The organism is Noviherbaspirillum phoenicis (assembly GCF_047237965.1).
Taxonomy (GTDB): Bacteria; Pseudomonadota; Gammaproteobacteria; order Burkholderiales; family Burkholderiaceae_D; genus Noviherbaspirillum_A.
Window position 1 is genome coordinate 31,201 of the sequence record NZ_JBDFLX010000001.1, and the last position, 20,444, is coordinate 51,644.

The following is a 20,444-nucleotide window of genomic DNA, read 5'->3' on the forward strand; positions in this document are numbered from 1 at the left end:
CCCATGCCGGAAGCCGGAAGCTAACGGATGAGATCGGCATGCCGGCTGATCGCATCCCTGACGATCTGGCGCAGGGGCGCCGCGCCTTGTTCTTCTCCTTGCTCGCCCGCCTGCTCCAGCAACTGGCGCCGCATCGAAGGCGCCCAGAAGCGCTTCAGGTGCATGGCGATATCCAGGGTGGCCTGGTCGCGGTCGGGCATGGAGTCGAAGAAGTCGCCGATCTGGTTCGACATCGCTATCAGGGTATGGGTCTTCATTGATGCTCCGCTGCTGTCAGGGTTGGGTAATCCGGTGCCCATGGGCATACACCACATGCCCCTGGCGCCGCACGAAGCCGGCCAGGCTGATGCCGGCTGTCTCGGCCAGCCGCACCGCCAGGGCCGTAGGCGCCGACACCGCGGCCAGCATGCCGATGCCCAGCGTGGCCGCCTTCTGCACCATCTCGTAGCTGGCGCGGCTGGTGACCAGGACTGCGCCGCGGGAGAAATCGGCGCGCCGGCTGGCCAGGGCGCCCAGCAGCTTGTCCAGCGCATTGTGCCGGCCCACGTCTTCACGCACATGCTCGATGGCGGCGCCAGGCCCCAGCCATGCCGCCGCATGGGTCGCGCCAGTGCGGTGCTGCAGCCTTTGCATGCTTTCCATCTGCCGGAAGGCGGCTTCCAGTTCAGCGGCGCTGAAGCAGGCGCTGCTGGACACCATTGGAGGGATGCGCACCGCATGCTGCAGCGATTCGGTGCCGCACAGCCCGCAACCCGTGCGGCCGGTCAGGTTGCGGCGCCGGTCCTTCAGCGCAGCGAGGCGGGCCGCGGCGATGCGCAGCGCGACACGGATGCCGTCCGGCCCAGGCATGACGTCGCAGTCATAGAGTTCGCTCCTGTCCGCGATGATGCCCTCGCTGAGGGAGAAGCCGAGCGCGAAATCCTCCAGGTCGGTGGGCGAGGCCAGCATCACGGCATGCGCGATGCCGTTGTATTCCAGCGCCACCGGCACCTCTTCCGCCACGTCGTCGTACTGGCTATGCCCCGAGGCGCCGTTCCAGCGATGCACGGCGACCGTTGCCAGCGCGGCGTACTCCCCTGCCATCGGCGCGTTCATGCATGGCTCCCGGATGACTGCGTTTCTCCCTCCGCCGCCCCGGCGCCATGCAGCAGGCGCTGCTGCTCATTGGTGAAGCTGCGGTACTGCCGCTGCCATTCGGACGGCTGCGTCACCGGCATGACCTGGACCGCGGTGACCTTGTATTCCGGGCAGTTGGTGGCCCAGTCCGAATTGTCGGTCGTAATCACATTCGCGCCCGATTCGGGGAAGTGGAAGGTCGTGTACACCACGCCCGGCTGCACCTTCTGCGTGATCGATGCGCGCAACACCGTCTGCCCGGCGCGCGATTCGACGCCGACCCAGTCGTCCTGCCGGATGCCGCGTTCCTCGGCATCGTGCGGATGGATTTCGAGCCTGTCCTCGCTGTGCCACCGCACGTTGTCGGTCCGGCGCGTCTGCGCGCCGACGTTGTACTGCGACAGGATGCGGCCGGTGGTCAGGATCAGCGGAAACTTGCGCGTGACCTTTTCCTTCGTCGCGTAGAACTGCGTGTTGATGAACCGGCCCTTGCCGCGCACGAAGCTGCCGATATGCATGGTCGGCGTGCCGTTGGGCGCTTCCTCGTTGCACGGCCACTGTATGCTGCCCAGTTCATTCAGCCTGCGGTAACTGACGCCGCGAAAGCTCGGCGTCAGCGCCGCGATCTCGTCCATGATCTCGGACGGATGCCGGTAATGCATCGGATAGCCGAGCGCATTGGCCAGCGCTACCGTGACTTCCCAGTCCGACTTGCCCGCCTTGGGCGGCATCACCTTGCGCACCCGGGAGATGCGGCGTTCCGCGTTGGTGAAGGTGCCATCCTTTTCCAGGAAGGAGGAGCCGGGCAGGAACACGTGGGCGTACTTCGCCGTCTCGTTGAGGAACAGGTCCTGCACCACGATGCATTCCATGGCCGCAAGCGCGGCGGTGACATGCTGGGTATCGGGGTCGGACTGGACGATATCCTCGCCTTCGCAATACAGGCCCATGAAGCTGCCGTCGAGCGCCGCGTCGAACATGTTCGGAATGCGCAGGCCGGGCTCCGGATCCAGCGTGCAGTTCCAGGCCTGCTCGAATTCGGCGCGCACCGTGCTGTCGGACACATGCCGGTAGCCCGGCAGCTCGTGCGGAAAGGAGCCCATGTCGCAGGAGCCCTGCACATTGTTCTGGCCGCGCAGCGGATTGACGCCCACGCCTTCGCGCCCGACATTGCCGGTGGCCATGGCGAGATTGGCGATGCCGATCACCGTGGTCGAACCCTGGGCATGCTCGGTGACGCCCAGGCCGTAGTAGATGGCGCTGTTGCCGCCGCTGGCGTACAGGCGGGCCGCGCCGCGCAAGTCCTGCGCAGGCACGCCGGTCAGGTCTTCCACCGCTTCCGGCGCATGCTCGGGCCGCAGCGCGAATTCTTGCCAGTCGCGGAACGACTGCGCCTCGCAGCGTTCGGCAATGAAGGCGGCGTCGAACAGGCCTTCGGCAAGGATCACGTGCGCGATGGCGTTGACGACGGCGACATTGGTGCCGGGCCGCAGCTTCAGGTGGTAGTCGGCCTCTACATGCGGCGACTTCACCATCTCGGTGGTGCGCGGGTCGATCACGATCAGCCTCGCGCCCTGGCGCAGCCGGCGCTTCATCTGCGACGCGAACACCGGATGCGCCGCGGCCGGGTTGGCGCCGATGATCATGATGACGTCGGCCTTCATCACGGAATCGAAGCTCTGGGTGCCGGCCGATTCGCCCAGCGTCTGCTTCAGGCCATAGCCGGTCGGCGAATGGCAGACGCGGGCGCAGGTATCGACATTGTTGTTGCCGAATGCCGCGCGCACCAGCTTCTGCACCAGGTAGGTTTCCTCGTTGGTGCAGCGCGAGGAAGTGATGCCGCCGATGGCGTCCTTGCCATACCTGGCTTGTATGCGGCGGAATTCGGAGGCGGCGTAGCCGATCGCTTCCTCCCACGAGACTTCCTGCCACGGATTGGCGATGTTCTTGCGGATCATGGGCGTGGTGATGCGGTCCTGGTGCGTCGCGTAGCCCCAGGCGAAGCGGCCCTTGACGCATGCATGACCATGGTTGGCATGGCCGTCCGGGTTCGGCACCATGCGCACCACCTCGTTGCCCTTCATCTCGGCCCGGAACGAGCAGCCGACGCCGCAATAGGCGCAGGTGGTGACCTTGCTGTGTTCCGCCTGGCCCATCATGATCACGGTCTTCTCGGTCAGTGTCGCGGTCGGGCAGGCGTCGACGCAGGCGCCGCAGGAAACGCATTCCGATTCCATGAAGGACTGATTCTGGCCCGCCGAGACGCGCGAGTCGAAACCGCGCCCGTCTATCGTCAGCGCGAACGTGCCCTGGGTTTCCTCACAGGCGCGCACGCAGCGGTTGCACACGATGCACTTGGACGGGTCGTAGCTGAAATAGGGATTCGATTCATCCTTCTCCAGCGCGAGGTGATTCCTGCCTTCGCCGCCATAGCGCACCTCGCGCAGGCCGACCACGCCGGCCATGTCCTGCAGCTCGCAGTTGCCATTGGTCGGGCAGGTCAGGCAATCCAGCGGATGGTCGGAGATATACAGCTCCATCATGCCCTTGCGTATGTCGGCGAGCCTGGGCGACTGGGTCTTTACCTTCATGCCCGGTTCGCATGGCGTGGTGCAGGATGCCGGATAGCCGCGCCGGCCTTCGACTTCCACCAGGCACAGCCGGCAGGAACCAAAAGGCTCCAGGCTGTCGGTCGCGCACAGCTTGGGCACGGACAGGCCGGCCTCGATGGCGGCGCGCATCACCGAGGTGCCGGCCGGCACGCTGACTTCCTGGCCATCGATTTCCAGCGTGACGACAGCGTCGCCGTCGCGCCTGGGGGTTCCGCAATCCGGTTGCCGGGGCAGGTTCATGGGAGTTCCTTTTCTGGTTCGTAGGGTGGGATTCAGGCTGCCTGCTCGCCGATTTTTGCGCCGCCGAAATCCTCAGGGAAATGGTCCAGGGCCGACAGGACAGGGTAGGGCGTCATGCCGCCCATGGCGCACAACGATCCGTGCAGCATGGTGTCGCACAGGTCGCGCAGAAGGTGGATCTGCTGCGGGCGGTTCTGGTTGCGGATGATCCTGTCGACCACCTCGACGCCGCGGGTGGAGCCGATGCGGCAGGGCGTGCATTTGCCGCATGACTCGGCGGCGCAGAATTGCATCGCGTAGCGCGCCTGATGCGACATGTCCACCGTGTCGTCGAACACAACGATGCCGCCGTGTCCCAGCACGCCGCCGATGGCGGCAAGGGCTTCGTAATCGACCGGCGTATCGAGCAGCGAGACGGGAAGATAAGCGCCCACCGGGCCGCCGACCTGCACCGCGCGGACAGGCCGGCCGCTGCGGGTGCCGCCGCCGAAATCCTCGATCAATTCCCTGAGGGTGACGCCGAAGGCCTTTTCCACCAGGCCGCCGCGCAGGATGTTGCCTGCCAGTTGCAGCGGCAGCGTGCCGCGCGATCGGCCCATGCCGTAGTCGCGGTAGCAGGCGGCGCCGCGCGAGAGGATCAGCGGCACGGCGGCCAGCGACATCACGTTGTTGATCACGGTGGGCTTGCCGAACAAACCCTGCAGCGCCGGCAGCGGCGGCTTCGGGCGCACCATGCCGCGCTTGCCTTCCAGGCTTTCCAGCAGCGCGGTTTCCTCGCCGCAGACATAGGAGCCGGCGCCCATGCGTACCTCGATATGGAAGCGGCGGCCCGATCCGAGCACGTCGTCGCCAAGGTAGGCGGCATCGGCTGCCAGCCGCACCGCCTTGTTCAACGTGGCGACGGCATGCGGATATTCCGAGCGGACGTAGATGTAGCCGTGGCTGGCGCCGACCGCCAGGCCGGCGATGACCATGCCCTCGATCAGCATGAAGGGATCGCCTTCCATCACCATGCGGTCGGAAAAGGTGCCGGAATCGCCTTCGTCCGCATTGCAGACGACGTACTTCTGCCGGACCTCGGCCTGCTGCACCGTCTTCCACTTGATCCCGGTCGGAAAGCCCGCGCCGCCGCGGCCGCGCAGGCCGGACTCGGTGACCTGCTGCACGATATCAGCGGGCGCCATGCGAAGCGCCTTGCGCAGGCCGGCGAACCCGTCATGCTGGAGATAGTCGGCCAGGGACAGCGGATCGGTGATGCCGACCCGTGCAAAGGTCAGGCGTTCCTGCTTTTTCAGGAAAGGGATGTTGTCGGTCAGGCCGAGGTAGAGCGGATGGGTGGGATCGCCGTCGAAATGCGCATCCAGGATGCCGGCGACATCCTGCGGCGTCGCGGGGCCGTAGGCAAAACGCCCCGCCGGCGTGGTGATTTCCACCAGCGGCTCAAGCCAGAACATGCCGCGCGAGCCATTGCGCACTAGCTTGGCATCAATGCCGCGCAGCCTGGCATGGCGGGTGACGGCAGCGGCGACCGCGTCTGCGCCCAAGGCCAGAGCGGTGGAATCGCAGGGAACATGGATCGTCGTGCTCATTGCTGCGCCTCCTGCAGGGCGATGAGTGCATCGAAGCGCGCTGCATCGACCCTGCCGTATAGCGCGTCGTCCATCATCACGGCCGGCCCGACGGCGCACTGGCCCAGGCAGTAGACCGGCTCCAGCGTGACAGCGCCGTCGCTGCTGGTCTGGTGCAGGCTGCAGCCCAGCGACCTTTGCGCATGCTCCAGCAACTGGTCCGCGCCCACCGCCTGGCAAGCTTCGGCCCGGCATACCTGCACCAGACGCCTGCCGGGCGCGGACAGGCGGAAATGGCGGTAGAAGGTGATCACGCCATGCACCTCGGCGCGTGAAAGGTTGAGCGCATCGGCAATGGCGGACACGGCGGCGGGCGGAATGTGCCGCAGCGCGTGCTGCACATCGTGCAGGATCGGCAGCAGGGCACCGGGACGGCCGGCGTGGGCGGTCAGCGCAGCGTTGACCGCCTGCTGCATATGGTCGGAAAGATCGTTCAAGATGTAGTCTCCTATTTCCATTGCCGCTCGGAAGTTGATAATGGGTCGGCGTAGCATATTTGCGCGACGGCGGCTGGTTTGTTGGTATCCTATGCGCCGGGCTCATCCAGCGCAATATGAAGCGAATACGCATTTTTACGCTGGAATTCTGAGAATTAAAGTGGCATAAAATTGCATATTTAATGACATGAAACTACGTATCCGCCCCAGTTTTTTCGTCGAGCAGGACGGCGCCAGGCCGTATCCGCTGGAACGCGCCCTTTCCTTGCTGCGTGAAATAGAAAACACCGGCAACCTGCGCGCCGCTTGCGCCGCCGTAGCGGTGTCCTACCGCGGCGCGTGGGATTTGCTGGCTGAACTGGAGCGCATCCTGGGTGGCGCGGTGGTGGAAATGGCACGAGGGAAGGGCTCGACGCTGACCGAACTGGGAAGGCGGCTGGTATGGGCTGAAAAGCTGACCCATGCGCGCTTCGATCCGCTGCTGAACTCGATGGCGATGGAGATCGATTCCGAACTGCAGAGCGCCATCAGCCGGGTACGGAGCCACCTGAAAATCTACGCCAGCCATGGCTTTGCCGTGGCTGCCCTGAATGCGCACCTGGAGCAGATTGCCGCGCCGGTCGAACTGAGCTACCGGGGCAGCGTCGAAGCCCTGCGCGCGCTGCACCGCGGCGCCTGCGACATTGCCGGCTTCCATGTTCCCGTCGGTGACTTCGAGGCCGCGGTCTTCAACCAGTTCAGGGACCTGTTCAAGCCCTCGCAAGTGATCATCAACGTGGCGACCCGGCGTCAGGGCTTGATGGTCCAAAAGGGAAATCCGAAGAACATCTGGACCGTGCGCGACCTTCTCGGTCCCGGCATCGTGATCGTCAACCGCCAGCAGGGATCGGGTACACGAGTGATACTCGACCTTTTGCTGAGGCAGGAAGGCGAGACCGGGCAGGGAATCGCTGGATTCGAAAGCGTCGAATTGACCCATGCGGCGGTCGCGGCCTATGTGGCAAGCGGCAAGGCGGATGTGGGTCTCGGCGTGGAAACCGCGGCACGGCAGTTTGACTTGGACTTCGTGCCGCTGCTGACCGAGCGGTATTTCTTCGTGTGCGAGAAGGCGACCTTGACCGATCCACGCTTTCTGGAAGTGCTTGCCTTCCTGAAGACCATGCAGTTCAAGGCGGAGGTCAGCAAGTTGCCCGGCTACGATGCAAGCACGACCGGCGTGGTCATGGACCTGAAGGATGCGTTTCCGGGCATGGTGTTCTGACCAGTGAACAATCGGGAAGCGCGGTGGCGTCTTCCTGCGCCATCACATTGCCCGGCAAGCGCCATGACCGAATGCAACGGGCTATCGCATTAACGATCTCGGGACGCTGGTCCCGCTTGTCATGGCGGGAATCTACCGGCCCGCGCCCTTGCAGGCGCATCGACATTCGGCAGAAAGCGAGCATGCTCGCCGCAACCCTTGGGCGCCTCACGCCCCGCGGGTGCGACGCCATGGTCTGAAGCATCAATAAAAAAGCCACCTTGCGGTGGCGTTTTTATTGATGGTGGAGGCGGCGGGAATCGAACCCGCGTCCAAAGGCACTCTACAGACAGTTCTACATACTTAGCCTTGCCATTTGATTTAACCCAGACGCCGCGGACGGGCACGCTACGGCTGGACGAGTCACCTAAATTTAACTTCATGCCAAGTAACCCGACATGTCGCGATTCCCTGTATATGACTCTGCCGTTGTTGCCAACCCACCCCAGGGACGAGATGGTGCAGAGCTAGCGGGTTTTTAAGCCGCTAGGGGTATTACGCTGCCATTGCTGGTGCGTAAACTTCGTCGTTTGCAGTTAAGCAATTCCGGTTGGATTTACGAGGTGACCAGCCCTCGGTATGCCCTGCGCTGCTTTGCAACCCCTGTCGAAACCAGGTCGCCCCCATAAGCAGAACGAGATTGTACCGCAGAAGATGTGGCTGCCTTCCGGTCTTTCAAGAGGGAATGTGCGAAATCAATCGAAGCAGTTCCAGCGGCTCCTGTGCGATGGCATGCGCGTTCCATTGGGTCGGCCCGTCGCTGCCGCAATAACCCCAGGCGGCGGCGATGGTGAGCATGCCGGCCGCGCGTCCGGCCTGGATGTCGCGCATGTCGTCGCCCACATACCAGCAATATTCAGGTGCCTTGCCCAGGCGCTGCGCCGCTTCCAGCAGCGGCGCCGGATGCGGCTTGGCATGCGGCGTAGTGTCGCCCGATACCACGCAGGCCGCATGTCCCAAGCCGAGCAGCGGAACCAGCGGATCGGTGAAGCGCATGGCCTTGTTCGTGACGATGCCCCAGGCAATCCCGGAACTGTCCAGCTGGGCGAGCAACTCCGGTACGCCATCAAACAAGCGGCTATGCACTGCGATCGCCGCTTCGTAATTGTTCAGGAACGCGATCCGCAAGGCCTCGTATTCGGCAGCTTCGGGCGTCAGGCCCAGTCCTGCCCTTATCAGGCCGCGCGCACCGGCCGATGCGTAGGGACGCAGGCTCTCATAGGGCGCAGCCTCCATGCCCCGCTCAAGCCGCAGCCTGTTCAGCGCCTGCGCCAGGTCGGGCGCGGTGTCGGCAAGCGTGCCGTCCAGATCGAAAAGTATGGCTTGAGGCTGCCGCGTCAGGTCGGAAGAAAGCATCTGCTGCCCTACGATTTGGCCGGGCGCGTTGCCGCAACCATGTAATTGACGCTGGTATCCTGGTTCAGGGAGTACACCTTGGTCAGCGGATTGTAGGTCATGCCCTTCAGGCCTTTCAGGTCCAGCATCGCGTTGCGGATGTACTGCGCCAGTTCAGCCGGCTTGATGAACTTGGCATAGTCATGGGTTCCTTTCGGCAGAAGGCGCAGGATGTATTCCGCGCCCAGCACCGCGAACAGGTAGGACTTCGGATTGCGGTTAATGGTCGAGAAAAATACATGGCCGCCGGGTTTGACCAGGGTAGCGCAGGCATGGACGACCGCCGCCGGATCCGGCACGTGTTCCAGCATTTCCATGCAGGTAACCACATCGTAGGCGCCCGGCTCGCGGGCAGCCATGGCTTCGGCGGAAATCAGTTCATACCGGACCTGCACGCCGCTTTCCAGGCTGTGCAGGTCGGCAACCTTCAATGCCTTTTCCGAGAGGTCGATCCCGGTGACGTTGGCGCCCTTGCGCGCCATGGATTCGGCAAGGATGCCGCCACCGCAACCGATGTCGAGCACGTTCCTGCCAGCCAACGGGGCAATGTTGTTGATCCATTCCAGGCGCAATGGATTGATTTCGTGGAGAGGACGGAATTCGGACGTCGGATCCCACCAGCGATGGGCGAGGTCACTGAATTTCTGGAGTTCTAAAGGGTCGGCATTCATGGCGGGAATGATAGCGGGAAAGCAGGGACCTTGCAGTCCGACTGCGGCAAGGAAGAGGCGCAAACTAGCCAGGCATAAAAAAACCCCGCCGAAGCGGGGTTGTCAGAACAGATGCGATTACTTGTTGCGGGTACCAACCACTTCGATTTCAACGCGACGGTTCTTGGCGCGGCCAGCAGCGGTCTTGTTGTCTGCAACTGGTTGCTTCTCGCCCTTGCCTTCGGTGTAGACGCGGTTTGCTTCAATGCCCTTGGAAACCAGGTAGGCCTTGACAGCTTCAGCGCGACGGACCGACAGACGCTGGTTGTAAGCATCGGTGCCGATGGAGTCGGTGTGACCAACAGCGATGATGACTTCCAGGTTCATGCCTTTCAGCTTGGAGGTCAGGTCGTCCAGCTTGGCCTTGCCGTCCGGCTTCAGAACGGACTTGTCAAAGTCGAAGAAGGTGTCGGCAGCGAAGGTGACTTTCTCGGAGGTAGGAGCAGGCGCGGGGGCTGGTGCCGGAGCAGGTGCCGGGGCAACAGGTGCCGGGGCAGGTGCCTGAGCTTGAACCAGAGGGCCATCGCAACCTGGAACTGCGTCAGCAGGAGTCCATTGGCCAGTGCGCCAGCACAGACCGAACGGATCGCGTACGATCACGCCACGGGAGTCCTGCACATATGCGCTGTTCGGGGTCTTGGCCTTGATATCGGTAACCACTTGCGCGGATGCAGAAAAAGCCACGACTGCGGACGCAGCGAAGACGAGTTTTCCTAATTTATTCATGTTTCTCCTCTCGGGTGAGATATCCGCAGATGAACTGCGCAACAAATCGACACATCAAAATAGTTGGTGAACGGATAATACCATGCGGTTTAGGCCATTACATATAGAGAATTGACCATATGCAATGATCTTAACTAACCTACATTTTGCCACAGGCTGATGGCCCAAACGGGGCTTGTCAAATAGCCTAAACCACGATTTTGATACTTTGTAGTTTTTATGCAACGTCTTTGGGGCAGGCCAGGGAATGGCTGCTTTCTTCCGACGTCCAACTTCCCAGTATTCTGCCCTGTCTGACTTTTGCGGTATTGCAAAATAGCAAACTGTTGTCATTTGTAGACTTTTCGGGTGGTGTTAGGCAAGGCGATGGAATTGTATATTTTATATTATTACCTACAGGCAACCTTATTCCGCGAGTAAGGTCTTTCCCCTGCTGCAACGCCTGCCAGTTGCAACGCCATGATAAAATGATGAGTTTTGAGGCTGGGTTATTCCCTCACGCTTGCCTCGCTTCCAACCTGAATCAGTTGAGCTGAACATCCCATGGATTTATTCGCAAAAGAAACTATTCCCATTTCTTTGGAAGAAGAAATGCGCAAGAGCTATATCGAATACGCGATGAGCGTAATCGTTGGACGCGCGCTTCCGGATGTGCGGGACGGTTTGAAGCCGGTGCACAGGCGGGTGCTCTTTTCCATGCATGAAATGAATAATGTGTGGAACCGGCCTTACGTGAAATGCGCGCGCGTCGTTGGCGAGACCATGGGTAAATACCATCCGCATGGCGATGCGTCGATTTATGACACGCTGGTCCGAATGGCCCAGCCATTCTCCCTGCGCTACATGCTGGTGGATGGGCAGGGTAACTTTGGCTCGGTCGATGGCGACGGCGCTGCGGCGATGCGTTATACCGAGTGCCGGCTGGACAAGATCGCCGGCGAGATGCTGGCCGACATCGACAAGGAAACCGTCGACTTCGTGCCCAACTACGACGGCAAGGAAAAAGAGCCGTCGGTATTGCCAACCCGTATTCCCAATCTGCTGATCAACGGCTCGTCCGGTATCGCAGTGGGCATGGCCACCAATATTCCACCGCATAACATCACGGAAGTCATCGACGGTGCGCTGCATGTGCTGCACAACCCCGACGCCACGGTGGATGAACTGATCGAGCGTATCCCGGCGCCCGATTTCCCCACCGGTGGCATCATTTATGGCATCTCTGGCGTGCGCGACGGCTATCGTACCGGCCGCGGCCGCGTTGTGATGCGCGCGAAGACGCATTTCGAGGAATTCGGCAAGGAACATCGCACCGCGATCATCGTCGACGAGCTGCCTTATCAGGTAAACAAGAAGTCGCTGCTGGAAAGAATCGCCGAGCTGGTGCGCGACAAGAAGCTGGAAGGTATCTCCGACATCCGCGACGAGTCGGACAAATCCGGCATGCGCGTGGTGATCGAGCTCAAGCGCGGCGAAGTCGCCGAGGTGGTGCTCAACAATCTGTACAAGCAGACCCAGCTGCAGGACACCTTCGGCATGAACATGGTCGCGCTGGTGGACGGTCAGCCCAAGCTGCTGAACCTGAAGCAGCTGCTGGAATCCTTCCTCTCGCACCGCCGCGAAGTGGTGACGCGGCGCACCGTGTTCGAATTGCGCAAGGCGCGCGAGCGCGGCCACCTGCTCGAAGGCCTGGCCGTTGCGCTGGCCAATATCGACGACTTCATCGCCATCATCAAGGCGGCGCCGACGCCGCCGGTGGCCAAGGGCGAGCTGATGGCGCGGGCCTGGGACTCGTCCATGGTCCGTGAAATGCTGGCCCGCACCGGCGAGAGCAATGTTGGCGGCATCGACGCCTTCCGTCCGGCCAACCTGCCGCGCCACTACGGCATCCAGCCCGATGGCATGTACAAGCTGTCGGACGACCAGGCGCAGGAAATCCTGCAGATGCGCTTGCAGCGCCTGACCGGCCTGGAGCAGGACAAGATCGTCAACGAGTACCGCGAAGTGATGGAAACCATCGCCGACCTACTGGATATCCTGGCGCGGCCGGAGCGGGTGACTTCGATCATTACCGACGAGATGACCGCCGCCCGCAACGAATACGGCGGCGGCAAGGACCCGCGTCGCTCGACCATCGAAAACAATGCCACCGACCTCGGCACCGAAGACTTGATCACGCCGCAGGACATGGTGGTGACGCTGTCGCACACCGGTTACATGAAGTCGCAGCCAGTCTCTGAATACCGCGCCCAGAAGCGCGGCGGTCGCGGCAAGCAGGCGATGGCGACCAAGGATGACGACTGGATCGACCAGATCTTCATCGCCAACACCCACGACTATATATTGTGCTTCTCCAACCGCGGGCGGCTGTACTGGCTCAAGGTGTGGGAAGTGCCGCAGGGTTCGCGCAATTCGCGCGGCCGGCCTATCGTCAACATGTTCCCGCTGCAGGATGGCGAGAAAATTACCGTCGTGCTGCCGCTGTCGGGCGAGAACCGCACCTTCCCCGAAGATCATTACATCTTCATGGCGACCAGCCTGGGCACGGTCAAGAAGACGCCGCTGTCCGACTTCAGCAACCCGCGCAAGGCCGGCATCATTGCCGTCGACCTTGATGAGGGCGACTTCCTGATCGGCGCGGCGCTGACCGATGGCGAGCATGACGTGATGCTGTTCTCCGACTCCGGCAAGGCGGTGCGCTTCGACGAGAACGATGTGCGTCCGATGGGCCGCACCGCACGCGGCGTGCGTGGCATGAGCCTGGAAGAAGGGCAGCAGGTCATCGCCCTGCTGGTGGCGGAAAACGAGCAGCAATCGGTGCTGACGGCGACCGAGAACGGCTATGGCAAGCGCACGCCGATCACGGAATACACCCGTCATGGCCGCGGCACCAAGGGCATGATCGCGATCCAGACCAGCGAGCGCAATGGCAAGGTGGTGGCGGCGACGCTGGTCGATGTCAGCGACGAGATCCTGCTCATCACCACCGGCGGCGTGCTGATCCGTACCCGGGTTGCCGAAATCCGTGAGATGGGCCGCGCCACCCAGGGCGTGACCCTGATTGCGGTGGAAGACGGCACCCATCTGTCGGGCTTGCAGCGTATCGTGGAATCGGATGTGGCCGAGGCGGATGAAGACAATCCCGACGCCCCCGACGCCCCCGATGCTCCGGTGGCGGAACAGGAATAAACCAGGCGGTCGCAAGGAACCAGGACATGAGTGATGACAAGCTGACCCCGCTGCGCGAACGCATCGACGCAATCGACAGACAGATTCTTGAGCTGTTGAATCAGCGTGCCGGCGTGGCCCAGGAAGTCGGGCATGTGAAGGCGGAAACGAATGCGCCGGTGTTCCGGCCGGAACGGGAACTGCAGGTGCTGCGCAATGCGGCGCAGCGCAACCCCGGCCCGCTGGCAGATGGCGATGTGCAGACCATCTTCCGCGAGATCATGTCGGCCTGCCGGGCGTTGGAGAAGCGGGTAACGGTGGCTTATCTTGGTCCGGTCGGCACCTTCAGCGAGCAGGCCGTGTATCAGCAGTTCGGCCATGCGGTGGAAGGCATGCCGTGCGCGTCAATCGATGAAGTGTTTCGCGCGGCGGAGGCCGGCACCGCCGACTTCGGTGTGGTGCCCGTAGAGAATTCCACCGAGGGCGCGATCAATCGCACGCTCGACCTGCTGCTGCAGACGCCGCTGACCATCAGCGGCGAGGTCTCGCTGCCGGTGCATCACAGCCTGATGACGAAGAGCGGCGCGATGGAAGGCGTGAGCCAGATCTGCGCGCATCCGCAGGCGCTGGCGCAGTGCCAGGCCTGGCTGAACCAGCACTATCCATCCATCCAGCGCAACCCGGTATCGTCCAATGGCGAAGCGGCGCGCATGGCTGCCGAGAACCCGGCGGTGGCGGCAATTGCCGGCGAGATCGCCGGCGAAAAGCATGGCCTTCAGGTGGTCAATGCGCATATCCAGGACGATCCGCACAACCGTACCCGTTTTGCCGTGATCGGCCGGCTGCGCACGGCGCCAAGCGGGCATGACCATACCTCGCTGGTGCTGTCGGTGGCCAACAAGGCGGGCGCGGTCTACAACCTGCTGGCCCCGCTGGCCAAGCATGGCGTGTCCATGACGCGCTTTGAATCCCGGCCTGCCCGCATGGGAACCTGGGAATATTATTTCTACGTCGATGTCGAGGGCCATCGCGACGACGAGCGCATGGCAAAAGCCCTGGCCGAACTGAAGGAAAACGCCGCCTTCTTCAAGGTGCTGGGTTCCTATCCCTGCAGTCTGTCCTAGCGCGCCGGCGGCGCTTGTTCGCCGCCTGACGCCTGCTTCCCGCTGCTGTCAAGTCAACCACTGAATTACAGATCATCATGCCTACAGAATTTGGACCCGAATATGTACGCCGCCTGGCGCCTTATCAGGCCGGCAAGCCGATTTCCGAAGTAGCCCGTGAATTCGGCCTGGACGAGGCGGGCATCGTCAAGCTGGCCTCCAATGAAAACCCGCTGGGCATGCCGGAATCGGCGCGCCAGGCCATGCTGGCGGCGGTAGCTGACATCGGCCGCTATCCCGACGCCAACGGCTTCGAGCTGAAGAAGGCCATCAGCGCGAAATACCAGGTGCCCGAAGACTGGATCACGCTGGGCAATGGCAGCAACGACATCCTTGAGCTGGCCGCGCATGCCTTCGTGCAGCCGCAGCAGTCCATCGTCTATTCCGAGTATTCGTTCGCCGTCTATGCGCTGGCAACCCAGGGCGTGGGCGCGCGCGCCATCGTGGTGCCGTCGGTGAACTACGGCCATGATCTGGGCGCCATGGCGCGCGCCATCGAGGCGGACACGCGGCTGGTCTTCATTGCCAATCCCAACAATCCGACCGGCACCTTCGTTCCCGCTGCCGAGATCGAGAAATTCCTGGTCGCGGTGCCGCCCGAAGTCGTGGTGGTGCTGGACGAGGCCTACAACGAATACCTGGCGCCACAGCTGCAGTACGAGTCGGTTGAATGGGTGAGGCGTTTCCCCAACCTGCTGGTGTCGCGCACCATGTCCAAGGCTTACGGCCTGGCCGGACTGCGCGTTGGCTTTGCGATCGCCCAGCCGCAGCTGACCGATCTGCTGAACCGGATACGCCAGCCGTTCAACGTCAACAGCCTGGCGCAGGCGGCGGCAATCGCGGCCCTGAACGACAAGGAATTCCTGCACAAGAGCGCGCAGATGAATGCGGCCGGCTATGTCCAGCTGACCGAGGCGTTCGATGACATGGGCATCGAGTATGTGCCGTCCTACGGCAACTTCGTGCTGATGAAGGCAGGCAATGACGACGCCGCCGGCAGCCGCGTCAATCTGGCCCTGCTGAAGCAGGGCGTGATCGTGCGGCCGGTCAACAACTACGGCCTGCCACAGTGGCTGCGGATTTCCATCGGCCTGCCGCAGGAGAATGCGGCGTTCCTCAATGCGCTGAAGAAGGCGTTGGCCGCGTGACCGGTTCGCAGCGGGAGCACGGCATGACGACGCCACTGTTTCGCAAGATCGCCATTTTTGGCGTTGGCCTGATCGGCGGCTCCTTCGCGCTGGCCCTGAAAAAGGCCGGCGCCGTCGGGCAGATCGTCGGCGCCGGACGTACCCGGCACTCTCTGGAACGGGCGCGCGAACTGGGCATCATCGATGCCTACACCACCTCGCCGGCCGAAGCGGTCGATGGCGCCGACCTGGTGCTGATCGCAGCGCCCGTGGCGCAGACCGGCGCGATTCTGGCCTCCATCCAGCCCCATCTGGGTGCTGGTACGGTGGTCACCGACGCCGGCAGTACCAAGACCGACGTGGTGGCGGCGGCGCGCGCCGCGCTGGGCAGCAAGATTGCCTGTTTCGTGCCCGGCCATCCGATCGCGGGACGCGAACAGAACGGCCCGGATGCCGCGCTTGCCGACCTGTATGTCGGCAAGAAGGTGGTGCTGGCCGCCCTGCCGGAAAACGCCGACGGAGATGTCGAGCGGGTAGCCCAGGCCTGGCGGCAGTGCGGCGCGGTGATCCATGCCCTGACCGCGGAGGAGCATGACCGCGTCTTTGCCGCCGTCAGCCATCTGCCGCATCTGCTGGCCTATGCGCTGGTGGATGACATCGCCAGAAAGCCGCATGCCGACCTGCTGTTCCAGTATGCCGCCAGCGGCTTCCGGGATTTCACCCGCATCGCCGGCTCCTCGCCGGAAATGTGGCGCGACATTACGCTGGCCAACCAGGATGCGATGCTGGTCGAGCTCGATGCCTACCTGGCACAGCTCCAGCGGCTGCGCGCCATGCTGGCTGCCGCCGACGGCGTTGCGCTGGAGTCGGTGTATGCCAACGCACAGAAAGCGCGGCACGACTGGATCAGCACCATCGAAGCGGCGGAAAAGCAAACAAGACAAGGCGGTGACTGATGAAGCGCTATCCACATACACTCGACCTGCAGCCGGCCATCCATGCCGCCGGCACGGTCAGGCTGCCGGGCTCGAAAAGCATTTCCAACCGCACGCTGCTGCTGGCCGCGCTGGCCGAAGGCACGACCGATATCCGCGAATTGCTGGCGTCCGACGATACCCACGTGATGCTGATGGCCCTGCAAAAGCTGGGCGTGCGCTGGGAGCAGGCGGGCGAGAGCCAGGACTACACGGTGCAGGGCGTGGCCGGCGCATTCCCGACCCACCAGGCCGACCTGTTCATGGGCAATGCCGGCACCGCGATCCGGCCGCTGACGGCGGCGCTGGCCGTCACCGGTGGCGACTACACGCTGCATGGGGTGGCGCGCATGCATGAAAGGCCGATCGGCGACCTGGTCGACGCGCTCAACGCGGTCGGCGCGCGGATCGCCTATACCGGCGAGGTCGGCTATCCGCCGCTGCATATCCAGCGCGGCATGATCCATACCCACCGGATGGCGGTGCGCGGCAATGTGTCGAGCCAGTTCCTGACGGCGTTGCTGATGGCCGCGCCGCTGATGGCGCGCGAGCAGCCGGTCACGATCAACGTGGTCGGCGAACTGATCTCCAAGCCCTATATCGAAATCACGCTGAACCTGATGCGCCGCTTCGGCGTCGAGGTCGAGCGCGATGGCTGGCAGTCTTTCACGGTGCCGGCCGGCGCGCACTATGCCAGCCCGGGGAGCATCCATGTCGAGGGCGACGCCTCCTCTGCCTCCTACTTCCTGGCCGCCGGCGCGATCGCAGGCGGCCCGGTCAGGGTGGAAGGCGTGGGGCGCGACAGCATCCAGGGCGACCTGCGCTTCGTCGAGGCGCTTGAGCGGATGGGCGCCTCGATCAGCATGGGCGAGAACTGGGTGGAGGCGCGTTCCAACGGCGCGCTCAAGGCGATCGACGCCGACTTCAACCACATACCGGATGCGGCAATGACCATCGCGGTGGCTGCGCTGTACGCCGACGGCCCGTCGACGCTGCGCAATATCGGCAGCTGGCGGGTCAAGGAAACCGACCGCCTGACGGCCATGGCCACCGAACTGCGCAAGCTGGGGGCCGAGGTGGAAGAGGGCGCCGACTACCTGCGCGTGACGCCGCCGGCCACCATCCTGCCGGCGGCCATCGATACCTACGACGACCACCGCATGGCCATGTGCTTTTCACTGGCTTCGCTGACCGGCCAGGCACGGCGCGGCAGCCGCATCCGCATCAATGATCCGAAATGCGTGGCCAAGACCTTCCCCGATTATTTCGACGCCTTCGCATCGATCACCAAGGACGAACTGTTCTAATGGCTGGCCATCCCATTCCCGTTATCGCCATCGATGGCCCGACTGCCTCCGGCAAGGGCACCGTGGCGCACCGCGTCGCCGACCGTCTGGGCTTTCACTACCTGGATTCCGGCGCGCTGTACCGGCTGACGGCGCTGTGCGCGCTGCGCCAGGATACGTCGCTCAAAGACGAGCATGCGCTGGCCAAGCTGGCCGAACACCTGCCGTGCTCCTTTGTGGGCGAACATATCTATCTCGGCAAGGAAGACGTCAGCCAGGCCATCCGCAAGGAAGAAGTCGGCAACACCGCTTCCCGCATCGCCGTGCTGCCCACGGTCCGGCATGCGCTGGCCGGCCTGCAGCTGGGCTTTCGCAAGCCGCCCGGACTGGTAGCCGACGGGCGCGACATGGGCACGGTGATCTTTCCGAATGCACAACTCAAGGTTTTCCTCACTGCAAGTGTGGAAGCTCGTGCGCAGAGGCGTTATAAGCAATTGATTGAAAAAGGTTTTGCTGCTAACATGGCCGACCTTCTTCAAGATTTGACTGAACGCGACGCGCGCGACGCCAACCGTTCGATAGCACCCCTCAAACCTGCCGAAGGGGCATACCTGCTGGATACTTCCGACATGAGCGCCGATGAGGCCGTCAGTCAGGTTCTTAACTGGTACGCGGCTGTAAAGAAAAGGCATGAAGCCGGTTGAAAATCGCACATTCCGGCGGCATTTAGGAAGTTCTGGCAGTACCTGGTGCCGCGCATGACCCAAGCCCTGCGCGGTGTTGAAAAACCTTAACCCAGATGTCTCGCATGTCGCGTTGCACTGGCTAACCCCAATCTAACCTATGTCTACAGTATTAATGTCCCCTGCGTCCGGAACTCCTGGAGCAGACAGCTTCGCAGCTCTGTTCGAGGAATCGCTGTCGCGTCAAGACATGCGCTCGGGTGAAGTGATTTCCGCTGAAGTCGTGCGCCTCGACCACAATTTCGTGATCGTCAACGCCGGCCTGAAATCCGAAGCGTTCATCCCCATCGAAGAATTCAAGAATGACAACGGCGAGTTGGAAGTCAATGTTGGTGACTTCATCTCCGTTGCCATCGAGTCCCTGGAAAACGGTTTCGGCGACACCATCCTGTCGCGTGACAAGGCCAAGCGCCTGGCATCCTGGCTGTCGCTGGAAAAAGCGATGGAATCCGGCGAAATCGTCACCGGCACCGTCAACGGCAAGGTCAAGGGCGGCCTGACCGTTCTGACCAACGGCATCCGCGCCTTCCTGCCGGGTTCGCTGGTCGACACCCGTCCGGTCAAGGACACCACGCCTTTCGAAGGCAAGACCCTGGAATTCAAGGTCATCAAGCTGGACCGCAAGCGCAACAACGTCGTGCTGTCGCGCCGCGCCGTCATCGAGGCATCGATGGGCGAAGAGCGCCAGAAGCTGATGGAAACCCTGAAGGAAGGCACCGTCGTCACCGGTATCGTCAAGAACATCACCGACTACGGCGCGTTCGTTGACCTGGGTGGCATCGACGGCCTGCTGCACATCACCGACCTGGCATGGCGTCGTGTGCGTCATCCGTCGGAAGTGCTGTCGGTTGGCCAGGAAATCACCGCCAAGGTCCTCAAGTACGATCAGGAAAAGAACCGCGTTTCGCTGGGCGTCAAGCAGCTGGGCGACGATCCTTGGACCGGTCTGTCCCGTCGTTACCCGCAGGGCACCCGTCTGTTCGGCAAGGTCACCAACCTGACCGACTACGGCGCGTTCGTGGAAGTCGAGCAGGGCATCGAAGGCCTGGTGCACGTTTCCGAAATGGACTGGACCAACAAGAACGTGGCACCGAACAAGGTTGTCCAGCTGGGCGACGAAGTCGAAGTCATGGTTCTGGAAATCGACGAAGAGCGTCGTCGTATCAGCCTGGGCATGAAGCAGTGCAAGCCGAACCCATGGGACGACTTCGCGATGACCCACAAGAAGGGCGACCGCGTCTCCGGCGCGATCAAGTCGATCACCGACTTCGGCGTGTTCATCGGCCTGCCTGGCAACATCGACGGCCTGGTGCACCTGTCCGACCTGTCCTGGACCGAAAGCGGCGAGGAAGCCGTGCGTCGCTTCAAGAAGGGCGACGAACTGGAAGCCGTGGTTCTGGCCATCGACGTCGAGCGCGAGCGTGTTTCGCTGGGCGTGAAGCAGCTGGAAGGCGACCCGTTCAACAACTTCGCTGCCATGAACGACAAGGGTTCGCTGGTCACCGGCACCGTGAAATCGGTGGAGCCGAAAGGCGCCGTGATCCAGCTGTCCGAGGAAGTTGAAGGCTATCTGCGTGCATCCGAAATCTCCCGCGACCGCGTGGAAGATGCCGGTACCCACCTGAAAGTCGGCGACAAGGTCGAAGCCCTGGTCATCAACATCGATCGCAAGGCTCGCAGCATCCAGCTGTCGATCAAGGCGAAAGACAATGCCGAGACCCAGGAAGCCATGCAGAAGATGGCTGTCGATTCCAACGCGGCTTCGGGCACCACCAGCCTGGGCGCGCTGCTGAAAGCGAAGCTCGACAACAAGCAATAA

General features: G+C 62.7%; 16 protein-coding genes and 1 other RNA gene. 8 read left to right on the forward strand and 9 right to left on the reverse strand.

Annotation, left to right across the window (positions count from 1 at the left end; all coding sequences use genetic code 11):
• Nucleotides 1-20 precede the first annotated feature (20 nt).
• Genes ABC383_RS00125 through ABC383_RS00145 form a run of 5 tightly spaced genes read right to left on the reverse strand, consistent with a single transcriptional unit; the run spans nucleotide 21 to nucleotide 6,012 of the window.
• The gene (locus tag ABC383_RS00125; protein ID WP_413010846.1) at nucleotides 21-257 is read right to left on the reverse strand and encodes a formate dehydrogenase subunit delta; all 237 of its coding nucleotides are present in this window, start codon (nucleotides 255-257) and stop codon (nucleotides 21-23) included.
• A gap of 16 nt (nucleotides 258-273) precedes the next feature.
• On the reverse strand, nucleotides 274-1,095 hold the full coding sequence (fdhD, locus tag ABC383_RS00130; RefSeq protein WP_413010848.1) for a formate dehydrogenase accessory sulfurtransferase FdhD: 822 nt from the start codon (nucleotides 1,093-1,095) through the stop codon (nucleotides 274-276).
• A complete protein-coding gene (gene fdhF, locus ABC383_RS00135) occupies nucleotides 1,092-3,968 on the reverse strand; it encodes a formate dehydrogenase subunit alpha (RefSeq protein WP_413010850.1) in 2,877 nt (958 codons plus the stop codon). The genes fdhD and fdhF overlap by 4 nt, the downstream gene beginning before the upstream one ends.
• 32 nt (nucleotides 3,969-4,000) lie before the next feature.
• Nucleotides 4,001-5,557 (reverse strand): formate dehydrogenase beta subunit, encoded by a 1,557-nt coding sequence (locus ABC383_RS00140; RefSeq protein ID WP_413010852.1) that lies wholly within the window; start codon nucleotides 5,555-5,557, stop codon nucleotides 4,001-4,003.
• Nucleotides 5,554-6,012 carry a formate dehydrogenase subunit gamma gene (locus ABC383_RS00145; protein WP_413016194.1) on the reverse strand — a complete coding sequence of 153 codons (459 nt, stop codon included), beginning with the start codon at nucleotides 6,010-6,012 and terminating at the stop codon, nucleotides 5,554-5,556. The genes ABC383_RS00140 and ABC383_RS00145 overlap by 4 nt, the downstream gene beginning before the upstream one ends.
• Before the next feature lie 208 nt (nucleotides 6,013-6,220).
• On the opposite strand from ABC383_RS00145, the gene ABC383_RS00150 reads away from it, so the two are divergent.
• The gene (locus tag ABC383_RS00150; RefSeq protein WP_413010854.1) at nucleotides 6,221-7,294 is read left to right on the forward strand and encodes a substrate-binding domain-containing protein; all 1,074 of its coding nucleotides are present in this window, start codon (nucleotides 6,221-6,223) and stop codon (nucleotides 7,292-7,294) included.
• 281 nt (nucleotides 7,295-7,575) lie between these two features.
• On the opposite strand, the gene ssrA is transcribed toward ABC383_RS00150, so the two are convergent.
• From ssrA to ompA, 4 genes are all read right to left on the reverse strand, one after another.
• Nucleotides 7,576-7,958, reverse strand: a transfer-messenger RNA (tmRNA) gene (ssrA, locus tag ABC383_RS00155).
• Between the two features lie 50 nt (nucleotides 7,959-8,008).
• Nucleotides 8,009-8,689 carry an HAD family hydrolase gene (locus ABC383_RS00160; RefSeq protein WP_413010856.1) on the reverse strand — a complete coding sequence of 227 codons (681 nt, stop codon included), beginning with the start codon at nucleotides 8,687-8,689 and terminating at the stop codon, nucleotides 8,009-8,011.
• An 8-nt stretch (nucleotides 8,690-8,697) separates the two neighbouring features.
• On the reverse strand, nucleotides 8,698-9,399 hold the full coding sequence (gene ubiG / locus ABC383_RS00165) for a bifunctional 2-polyprenyl-6-hydroxyphenol methylase/3-demethylubiquinol 3-O-methyltransferase UbiG (protein ID WP_413010858.1): 702 nt from the start codon (nucleotides 9,397-9,399) through the stop codon (nucleotides 8,698-8,700).
• 117 nt (nucleotides 9,400-9,516) lie between these two features.
• Nucleotides 9,517-10,164 carry an outer membrane protein OmpA gene (gene ompA, locus ABC383_RS00170; RefSeq protein WP_194712883.1) on the reverse strand — a complete coding sequence of 216 codons (648 nt, stop codon included), beginning with the start codon at nucleotides 10,162-10,164 and terminating at the stop codon, nucleotides 9,517-9,519.
• A gap of 543 nt (nucleotides 10,165-10,707) precedes the next feature.
• Between ompA and gyrA the strand changes: the two genes are divergently transcribed.
• The 7 genes from gyrA to rpsA all read left to right on the forward strand — a co-directional run bounded on the left by gyrA (nucleotide 10,708) and on the right by rpsA (nucleotide 20,444).
• Nucleotides 10,708-13,353 carry a DNA gyrase subunit A gene (gene gyrA / locus ABC383_RS00175; RefSeq protein ID WP_413010860.1) on the forward strand — a complete coding sequence of 882 codons (2,646 nt, stop codon included), beginning with the start codon at nucleotides 10,708-10,710 and terminating at the stop codon, nucleotides 13,351-13,353.
• Nucleotides 13,354-13,379: 26 nt separating this feature from the next.
• On the forward strand, nucleotides 13,380-14,456 hold the full coding sequence (pheA, locus tag ABC383_RS00180) for a prephenate dehydratase (RefSeq protein WP_413010862.1): 1,077 nt from the start codon (nucleotides 13,380-13,382) through the stop codon (nucleotides 14,454-14,456).
• A 77-nt stretch (nucleotides 14,457-14,533) separates the two neighbouring features.
• Nucleotides 14,534-15,643: a histidinol-phosphate transaminase gene (hisC, locus tag ABC383_RS00185; RefSeq protein WP_413010864.1), complete on the forward strand. Its 1,110-nt coding sequence runs from the start codon at nucleotides 14,534-14,536 to the stop codon at nucleotides 15,641-15,643.
• A 23-nt stretch (nucleotides 15,644-15,666) separates the two neighbouring features.
• Nucleotides 15,667-16,578: a prephenate dehydrogenase gene (locus ABC383_RS00190; RefSeq protein ID WP_413010866.1), complete on the forward strand. Its 912-nt coding sequence runs from the start codon at nucleotides 15,667-15,669 to the stop codon at nucleotides 16,576-16,578.
• The gene (gene aroA, locus ABC383_RS00195) at nucleotides 16,578-17,903 is read left to right on the forward strand and encodes a 3-phosphoshikimate 1-carboxyvinyltransferase (RefSeq protein WP_413010868.1); all 1,326 of its coding nucleotides are present in this window, start codon (nucleotides 16,578-16,580) and stop codon (nucleotides 17,901-17,903) included. The genes ABC383_RS00190 and aroA overlap by 1 nt, the downstream gene beginning before the upstream one ends.
• Nucleotides 17,903-18,586: a (d)CMP kinase gene (gene cmk / locus ABC383_RS00200; RefSeq protein ID WP_413010870.1), complete on the forward strand. Its 684-nt coding sequence runs from the start codon at nucleotides 17,903-17,905 to the stop codon at nucleotides 18,584-18,586. The genes aroA and cmk overlap by 1 nt, the downstream gene beginning before the upstream one ends.
• A gap of 139 nt (nucleotides 18,587-18,725) precedes the next feature.
• Nucleotides 18,726-20,444, forward strand: coding sequence for a 30S ribosomal protein S1 (gene rpsA, locus ABC383_RS00205; protein ID WP_194712876.1), 1,719 nt, complete (start codon nucleotides 18,726-18,728; stop codon nucleotides 20,442-20,444).

Bases quoted from the DNA above. Each gene is read 5' to 3' on its own strand.
- gyrA (WP_413010860.1), top strand. From the start codon at position 10,708: ATGGATTTATTCGCAAAAGAAACTATTCCCATTTCTTTGGAAGAAGAA.
- ABC383_RS00125 (WP_413010846.1), bottom strand. From the start codon at position 257: ATGAAGACCCATACCCTGATAGCGATGTCGAACCAGATCGGCGACTTC.
- ABC383_RS00160 (WP_413010856.1), bottom strand. From the start codon at position 8,689: ATGCTTTCTTCCGACCTGACGCGGCAGCCTCAAGCCATACTTTTCGAT.
- ABC383_RS00190 (WP_413010866.1), top strand. From the start codon at position 15,667: ATGACGACGCCACTGTTTCGCAAGATCGCCATTTTTGGCGTTGGCCTG.
- hisC (WP_413010864.1), top strand. From the start codon at position 14,534: ATGCCTACAGAATTTGGACCCGAATATGTACGCCGCCTGGCGCCTTAT.
- ubiG (WP_413010858.1), bottom strand. From the start codon at position 9,399: ATGAATGCCGACCCTTTAGAACTCCAGAAATTCAGTGACCTCGCCCAT.
- ABC383_RS00140 (WP_413010852.1), bottom strand. From the start codon at position 5,557: ATGAGCACGACGATCCATGTTCCCTGCGATTCCACCGCTCTGGCCTTG.
- ABC383_RS00145 (WP_413016194.1), bottom strand. From the start codon at position 6,012: ATGCAGCAGGCGGTCAACGCTGCGCTGACCGCCCACGCCGGCCGTCCC.
- aroA (WP_413010868.1), top strand. From the start codon at position 16,578: ATGAAGCGCTATCCACATACACTCGACCTGCAGCCGGCCATCCATGCC.
- cmk (WP_413010870.1), top strand. From the start codon at position 17,903: ATGGCTGGCCATCCCATTCCCGTTATCGCCATCGATGGCCCGACTGCC.
- fdhF (WP_413010850.1), bottom strand. From the start codon at position 3,968: ATGAACCTGCCCCGGCAACCGGATTGCGGAACCCCCAGGCGCGACGGC.
- ompA (WP_194712883.1), bottom strand. From the start codon at position 10,164: ATGAATAAATTAGGAAAACTCGTCTTCGCTGCGTCCGCAGTCGTGGCT.
- ABC383_RS00150 (WP_413010854.1), top strand. From the start codon at position 6,221: ATGAAACTACGTATCCGCCCCAGTTTTTTCGTCGAGCAGGACGGCGCC.
- fdhD (WP_413010848.1), bottom strand. From the start codon at position 1,095: ATGAACGCGCCGATGGCAGGGGAGTACGCCGCGCTGGCAACGGTCGCC.
- rpsA (WP_194712876.1), top strand. From the start codon at position 18,726: ATGTCTACAGTATTAATGTCCCCTGCGTCCGGAACTCCTGGAGCAGAC.
- pheA (WP_413010862.1), top strand. From the start codon at position 13,380: ATGAGTGATGACAAGCTGACCCCGCTGCGCGAACGCATCGACGCAATC.